The sequence below is a fragment of the Prevotella multiformis DSM 16608 genome (genome assembly GCF_000191065.1).
GTDB lineage: Bacteria > Bacteroidota > Bacteroidia > Bacteroidales > Bacteroidaceae > Prevotella > Prevotella multiformis.
Window position 1 is genome coordinate 34,264 of the sequence record NZ_GL872284.1, and the last position, 6,766, is coordinate 41,029.

At 42.2% G+C, this 6,766-nt stretch carries 8 protein-coding genes; 2 read left to right on the forward strand and 6 right to left on the reverse strand.

The genetic code is table 11. From position 1 onward, the window contains the following. Position 1: 1 nt before the first annotated feature. The 3 genes from HMPREF9141_RS12185 to HMPREF9141_RS12195 form a co-directional block, all read right to left on the reverse strand. Positions 2-922, reverse strand: a complete 921-nt coding sequence (locus HMPREF9141_RS12185; RefSeq protein WP_007369080.1) for an AAA family ATPase — start codon at positions 920-922, stop codon at positions 2-4. 129 nt (positions 923-1,051) lie between these two features. Beyond that, a complete protein-coding gene (locus tag HMPREF9141_RS12190; RefSeq protein WP_007369081.1) occupies positions 1,052-3,154 on the reverse strand; it encodes a hypothetical protein in 2,103 nt (700 codons plus the stop codon). A gap of 12 nt (positions 3,155-3,166) precedes the next feature. Further along, positions 3,167-3,544 (reverse strand): hypothetical protein, encoded by a 378-nt coding sequence (locus HMPREF9141_RS12195; protein ID WP_007369082.1) that lies wholly within the window; start codon positions 3,542-3,544, stop codon positions 3,167-3,169. A 551-nt stretch (positions 3,545-4,095) separates the two neighbouring features. Here HMPREF9141_RS12195 and HMPREF9141_RS12205 point away from each other — a divergent pair. Together HMPREF9141_RS12205 and HMPREF9141_RS12210 are read left to right on the forward strand one after the other, a co-directional pair. Further along, positions 4,096-4,806 carry a LexA family transcriptional regulator gene (locus HMPREF9141_RS12205; protein WP_007369085.1) on the forward strand — a complete coding sequence of 237 codons (711 nt, stop codon included), beginning with the start codon at positions 4,096-4,098 and terminating at the stop codon, positions 4,804-4,806. Between the two features lie 41 nt (positions 4,807-4,847). Beyond that, positions 4,848-5,267 carry a hypothetical protein gene (locus tag HMPREF9141_RS12210; RefSeq protein WP_007369086.1) on the forward strand — a complete coding sequence of 140 codons (420 nt, stop codon included), beginning with the start codon at positions 4,848-4,850 and terminating at the stop codon, positions 5,265-5,267. 5 nt (positions 5,268-5,272) lie between these two features. Here the strand turns inward: HMPREF9141_RS12210 and HMPREF9141_RS12215 are convergent, their stop codons facing one another. From HMPREF9141_RS12215 to HMPREF9141_RS12220, 3 genes are all read right to left on the reverse strand, one after another. Next, positions 5,273-5,479, reverse strand: a complete 207-nt coding sequence (locus HMPREF9141_RS12215; RefSeq protein WP_007369087.1) for a hypothetical protein — start codon at positions 5,477-5,479, stop codon at positions 5,273-5,275. A 47-nt stretch (positions 5,480-5,526) separates the two neighbouring features. Next, positions 5,527-5,685: a hypothetical protein gene (locus tag HMPREF9141_RS13490; RefSeq protein ID WP_007369088.1), complete on the reverse strand. Its 159-nt coding sequence runs from the start codon at positions 5,683-5,685 to the stop codon at positions 5,527-5,529. A 442-nt stretch (positions 5,686-6,127) separates the two neighbouring features. Further along, positions 6,128-6,340, reverse strand: a complete 213-nt coding sequence (locus HMPREF9141_RS12220) for a hypothetical protein (protein ID WP_040555177.1) — start codon at positions 6,338-6,340, stop codon at positions 6,128-6,130. Positions 6,341-6,766 lie beyond the last annotated feature (426 nt).

Sequence of the window (6,766 nt, forward strand, 5' to 3'; positions counted from 1 at the left end):
CTTATTTGAGCACTGTTTTACCACTGTTTGAGTTCCCTTCGGATGGACTGGGGGAGGCTTTAGTCATAAGTTTTACTCTATGAATACTCTTCTTTACTCTGCGCAAGTCGAACTCGTATTCTTCAGAGTCTCTCACCACTTCTGATATGCGTGCCTTGTCAGTGATGCCATTCGCCACACAAACAGCATAGACATCGTGAGCACCTGTACGTTCAAGTTCAAAGAACTTACGACCGATACGTGAATGAATCTCGTTATACCCACACTTGTTGTAACGCAGCCCCATTGTCATACGACGCTTGATATAGCTTGTAGAGAAGAAGACGATACCACATTTATCCTCCAGACGGTTGTACAAGTCAATGAAGTAGTGAAATACACGCTCTGGCAACTTGTCCGCCTCGTCAAAGAGTAATAATGGTGCGTTCATCTGAATCAGATCATCAATGATGCGGTCGAGCAGCTCTCTAACGCTGTAACCTTCTGTCTTCTGACCGATACGGCGTGCAATCTCACGAATGAAGTCGCTTTTCTTCATATCTTCTGAACAGAGAATGTAAAACACCTCGTTGTGCTCACCTGCATACAGCTTAGCTGTGGTTGTCTTTCCGCAACCTGCTTCACCAACTACCCACGTAACGTTCTTAACTGTTTGAGCATCGTTCATTGCGAATACCATCTCTTGATAGGCTTTCGTCTCAACCACCTGCCAGTCTGTACCAGTAGTAGTTCCTAACTGCGATGCGAGGTTGCGCCACATATCATCAGATATATTTTCCCATTTACCCTGCAAGATGCTGCTCACAGTTGCGCTACTTGTTCCTGTAAGGCTCTGTGCTGCCTTATTCTGACTTGGATACTTGCTGACATATTGTTTCAAGCTCTCCTGTATCTGTCCTTTTTCGTTCTTTGTTAGTTTCATATTGTTGTTCTTTTATTAATTGTTCTTGTTCAGTGAGGCAATGCCTCGCTGCTTATAATTACCTTATCGCTTTTAAAGCCTAAGTGACCCACTTTTGATGCGTAAGTGAATGACTTATCATCGGCTTCCTTATAGTTTTCCTGCCGTTGCTGCCATATCAACCTTAACAGGTGTAGTTATGTCTTGTTCTTTATTCTCATTTACCTCATCGCTCCAATCGGTCAGACTAATATGCTTGGTTATCTGTCCCAATGTGAATCTTTTAGGTGGCTGTGAGTACAAGGCAAGTCTTGATTGTGCTTGCTCCTGCTGCTCCTTGTTAAGTCCCTTCAGCTTCGGATAGGTGAGTCCGTTCTGCTCTGGGTCAGTACCATGGGCAATAGCGATGCGCCTGCCTGCTATTACACGTTCAATGCGGTCGTTCTTACCTGCTTCGATAGCTTTGTGTATCTGCGTCTTCTCCTCTGCACTCTGGTCTTGCAATGCACGGTGTATCTCCCAGTAGGGACGTGCTACGGCTGAAAAACGTTTTCCTCCAGCAAGGTCAATCGCATAAAGATTAACAGTGGTCATGTCGTTGGGATCATATTGAACATAGAATTTTTCCCACGTATGCAGCTTGCGCCATTCCAAGTCTGGTTCTCCGTTCTTGAATACCTCCCATGTATATTTCTGTTTTTTCACCTCAATAGTGATACCCTGATCAGTAAACGTTGCGGGCTTGTTGTGCATAACCCAGAACATATTTACCATGTCTACAGGTGTTACGACTGGTGTCTCTTCGTTTACGCTGCTTGCATATACTTCCATTCTGCTTTTACCATAGATGGGGTGCTTCATGGAGTTCCACTTCTGCCGTGCTTCTGCATAGATAGCTTTCAGTTCGTCTAATGTAGGCAAGCTCTTCTTATTGGCTTCCATGCTCTCAAGGTTGGGTCGGCTGCTGGTTTTCTTTGCAGTGATGTTCTGACCCGTGAAATTGTCATACTGGTGGAGAACCTGCTGTTGAAAACGTCCGAATATGGACTCAATCGTTTTGGAAGAGCCGTTGTTTGGCATTGTGGCACGGTGGATATGGCATATTTTGTCCAAGAAGCCTTTTCCATTTGAGTTCGGCTGAACCTTGTTTAGTTTCTTATGCCCGCCTTGATTATCATGTACAATCTCGTAGGGCTTGTGTCCGCTGGTCTGAATAGCCATTCGGAAAGCGTGATATTGCGCCTCATAATCCTCTGAATCGCTTATCCAGTAGCCCAGCATTACCTCACTCATAGCATCAATCACCTCGTAAACCTGTGTCGTACGCACTTTTCCTTCCTTATCCTGATAATACAGGTTCAGGCGTGTTCCATCACCATACCAAAGCGAGTCACGACGTGTTGGAAGTTTCGTTCTCTGCTTCCTGCCAAATTTAAGACGGGCGGCATTCTCACCATACACGGCATCATACCATAGCTGCTCTATGTCTGGGCTATTCAGCCACTTCTTCATGCGAGCAAGACTCTTCAGAGGCTTCCAACCATTCTCTATAGCTCGACGATTCGCTTCTTCAAAGAGCTGAGCATCGGTATAAACGGGTGTCCTACTGCGCTTCAGTGCGATGAGCAGCTGCCCGAACTCGGGTGTTATCTTCACCGTATTACGGTTCCCGACCTTACCACTGATAAGACTCTTGTACCCGTCAGCCTTGAATGTCTTAATCTTTGCCTTCAGTCGTGCCTGGTTCTGTGGGAGTGTGTGGTGATATTCATCACGCATAGCTTCAGAACTCTGATAGATTACCTCCCAAGCCCCTGCAGTGCTACCGTTCAGACTCTGACGAATAGCTCTACGCTGTGCCATCATCTTCAACAGCTCTTTTAGTACGCTGGCATTAATGGTGTACTCCTCGACGAGCTTATCAGTCAAATGTTCCTGCTTGCCGTTCTTCTCGTAAGTGAAGTTTTCAAAGAACTCACGTGCCTCACTGTCCAGCTTGATGCGGTCACGCATCATCGCTTCCTTCATTCGCTGCTCTGGATCACCGTATCGTTCCATATACCGAGCCTTGTATTTCTGAGGGATAGAGCTCCATGCGTAGAGTGCCTGACCGCCCTCGCCACCTCCGCGGTGTACGCTGACGATATTTCCACGGCTCATGTTCTGACGTAATGTAGCAGCTTTAATAACTGCATCACTACCTTCAGTCAGTTCCGCGTATGTCACGCACAATATTTTGTTGAAATACTCCATTCCATTTCAATGTTATAGGCTCATCGCCCAACTCTGTATTCCGTCAAGCTCACTCACACCTGGGTTATCCCAACTACGCTGAAGCTCACCTTTCTTATATACGGCCACCAATCCAGTGCAGCGTGTGTCAGCTTCCAGTAAAACATCGTGTGGAAAATACTGACGCATACATCCATCTGCAGAATGTATAGTTTCAATCTCAGGACCAATATTAAGCACTACACCACCTTTCTGCAGCGCAAGGTTCCTGATGCGCTTTGCTAAATCACTCTGACCACGCTTCTCGTCAAAGTTCAGCGCATACCATACCATCGTTCCCGTTACATTGAAAGCTTTCTGAAGGAACTCCCGCGTCTCTTTCGTTACTTCTATCACTCTTCTGAATTCCATAATTATTTGTTATTATTGATTCTTTTCACTACCTTTATGCCCTGTTATAAAATTTACATCCTATGTACAAGTATAAATTTGATGCTACTATTACAATCGATCCAAATTATCCCGCAAATGACGCCGCAAAGCTGCAGCTCCAGAATATGGGTTCGGCGATTTTTGAGGACATACTGAACAGTCTGAACATAGAATATCGATACGACTACACATATCATCTTCAGGGCGATGAGATGTATGTCGAGTTACTGATTCATGTCCATCAGGAATTCCCGACAATTCAACATGTAGTCTATATGACCCAAATTCTACAAGGAATCTGCAATCTGTACGACTATTCAGACGACATTGCATGCTATTTCCGTTTACATTGATGTTGACTACTTTCTTTGTTGCCATAATCTTTTATTTTAATTTGTTCAACATTTGCGCACTTCGCCTTTTTTTCGTATTTTTGGCGAGCTGTTAAAAACTTAACACGCTGCAAAGATAAACGCTTTGCATAAACAAAACAAATATTTCGGCAATTATTTTACGCAAAATGTTTAATTATGGAGAAAAAGGATAGACTTTTAAGGCTTATAGAGCACTATTCTGACGGAAATAAATCAGAATTTGCTCGTATGATAGGCGTATCTCCACAGGCTGTTAATACATGGATTAGCAGGAATACCTTTGATATTGATATTGTTTATGCAAAGTGCGTAAGCATTTCGCCAGAATGGCTCCTCACAGGCAAAGGCCCCATGCTCAAGCCCACAATACAAGAGCCACAGGTAACAACGCAACCGAGCACGCCAACAGCAAAAGATAGACTTCCTGAGGCATTCCGATGCCTTGACCCACTACACTCCACACAAGAGTTGATCCCTTTAGTAACGCCAAAGGTTGCTGCAGGTTTCGGGAGTGCAGACTTTGTTATAGCTAAGAGCGACGTAAAAGAATATTATGTCATTCCCAAATGGAAAAGACAACATGTAGACTTCATGATAGAAGTAACAGGCGACTCTATGCAACCTAAATACAATGCTGGTGATATCGTTGGCTGTACTATCATACATAACTCAGGTTTCATACAATGGAACCGACCACATGTCATTGCAACACGTGAACAAGGACTACTCATCAAACGACTAATGCCAGGTACTACAACAAACTCGCTCTCTGCAGTAAGCGAGAACACACAATATCCTCCTTTCGATATACCCAAGGAAGAAATAACTGGTATCGCACTCGTTATAGGACATGTAAATCTCGAGTAAGAAAAACAAACTATATAATTATTAACTAAACTCTATTAACAATGAAAGATTTTAATTTAGATATTCTCAACGAGAGAATTTCTACTCAGTACACAGACATGAAAGGTATAGTTGCCATTGATGGTCATAATTTTAGCGATTTATGGAAATTGTGTGCTGACAATGGTGTAGATTTGGAAAACTGGTTCTTAGTTGGTTTGGAATGTTATGATTTCGAACCTCTCGGCAAACGAGATCTTCATGCGATGGCGTATGTTATAAAAAATGAGGATTTGGAGAAATCACACGATGAAATAGCCAATAGATTGCAGAATACAGGTGATACTGAAATCCATATCAAGCGATTTACCATTCCATATAGCCAAATGGCAAAATACATCAAGCGCATTCAGATAGGACTTGTCTCAGAGTTGTCAAGTTCTATAAAGAATGTCACCTTCATTGATGATGAAAACGAATAAAAAGTCTATCTTAGCTCATTTCTGCAATCAGAGACAAATTCTTTAAGTATATATAACCAATCACCAAGAGCATCTGCACACGTCTCGCATGGATGCTCTTGAATACTCTTTTCTGCATATTTGAGCATTAATTCAAATCTGAGTAGCGTGCTTTCTTTGCCTGCACACATAACTTCTTTGTCAACATACTTACTTAAACCGTCATACTTCATACAAAACATCTCTTTTAACTTTGTACACGCATAATGCCTTCAAGAAACTACGATAACTTTGTTGTTACTACAAGGGCACAAATATTTGTAATTTCCTTACCTTCTTTGGCAAGGAAGTTTATTTGTTGCCAAAACTCTTCCGGGGTGGTCGCAGTTATCTGTGCCACCTCAAAACTTGCATTAAATGATACCTTATCTTTACTCATATTACCCTCCTTCGTGCGCCACGCGCACACTTTTTAATGATTTTACACCACAAATATAAGCGAATTCCCCGAGAAACAGGGCACCTCACAAAAAAATCGACTTGAAACAAGATGGTAATATGCCACACACCTTTGGAATAAGGGAGGGGGTAAAAAGGGGAAAAACAAGCTTAATCAATAATATTTGGTTATTGTGGGAGGGGTCAATTCAATATGGTTTATGTTAAAAGTGTCACCCCTAATGTCACCCCCTCGTTATACATTTCGTTTTTCACTGTCACTCCAATCGTCACCCCTAATGTCACCCCTAACCCATTTTTTACCCTAAAAACACACCTCTTTTGATCCCATAAAACACAAAAACGGCTTTCAACCGTTCAAAAACGTATTGAAAGCCGTTCAACTATCGTTCAATCAGCGTTTTAGCTGTTCAAACGCATCCTCATTTTGTTACCTTAGAGCGTATAAGTTCGCCTGCCCTGATACACGCCTTTTTATTCAGTACAACCCCTCCCTTGCTCAATCCTACACGCTCCAGCGAACTTTGCTTAATACCTATCTCCTCAGCCGTCAAAATGCTGTAAATCGCAGGAATCGAACCAAAGTAATAATTCTTCCTCCCCTTCATCAATTGTACGTGTATAACCTTTGTCATATAAGTCTTTTTTGTTTGCAAATATACAAAAATACTTATTATATACGATATTTTAAGCATATAATATTATACTGAATGCGTAAAATAAAAGATAAGCTATAAATAGCCTACCTCGTCAATTTATACATAAAACAACCCTGTCACAGCTGTTTGCTTCGCCCGTGTCACCCTTAATACTCTTCACTCTATCAAGTACATCTATTCAGGCTTAAAACGCCCCAAATCGCCTCATTTACCCTCCTATGTAACATTATTCTCTCAAACACCGTTCAAACGCCCCTCGAATGTAACGCAAATGTAACACGCTTGTAACATTTCGTTTTGCACCTCATTCACCCTCCAATATCACGTAACTATCTGATAAACAAACAATATAATCACGTCCACCCAAACATCGTATTTACACATTTCGTTTTACCCCCCTTA

Bases quoted from the DNA above. Each gene is read 5' to 3' on its own strand.
- HMPREF9141_RS12210 (WP_007369086.1), top strand. From the start codon at position 4,848: ATGAAAGATTTTAATTTAGATATTCTCAACGAGAGAATTTCTACTCAG.
- HMPREF9141_RS12195 (WP_007369082.1), bottom strand. From the start codon at position 3,544: ATGGAATTCAGAAGAGTGATAGAAGTAACGAAAGAGACGCGGGAGTTC.
- HMPREF9141_RS12220 (WP_040555177.1), bottom strand. From the start codon at position 6,340: ATGACAAAGGTTATACACGTACAATTGATGAAGGGGAGGAAGAATTAT.
- HMPREF9141_RS13490 (WP_007369088.1), bottom strand. From the start codon at position 5,685: ATGAGTAAAGATAAGGTATCATTTAATGCAAGTTTTGAGGTGGCACAG.
- HMPREF9141_RS12205 (WP_007369085.1), top strand. From the start codon at position 4,096: ATGGAGAAAAAGGATAGACTTTTAAGGCTTATAGAGCACTATTCTGAC.
- HMPREF9141_RS12215 (WP_007369087.1), bottom strand. From the start codon at position 5,479: ATGAAGTATGACGGTTTAAGTAAGTATGTTGACAAAGAAGTTATGTGT.
- HMPREF9141_RS12185 (WP_007369080.1), bottom strand. From the start codon at position 922: ATGAAACTAACAAAGAACGAAAAAGGACAGATACAGGAGAGCTTGAAA.
- HMPREF9141_RS12190 (WP_007369081.1), bottom strand. From the start codon at position 3,154: ATGGAGTATTTCAACAAAATATTGTGCGTGACATACGCGGAACTGACT.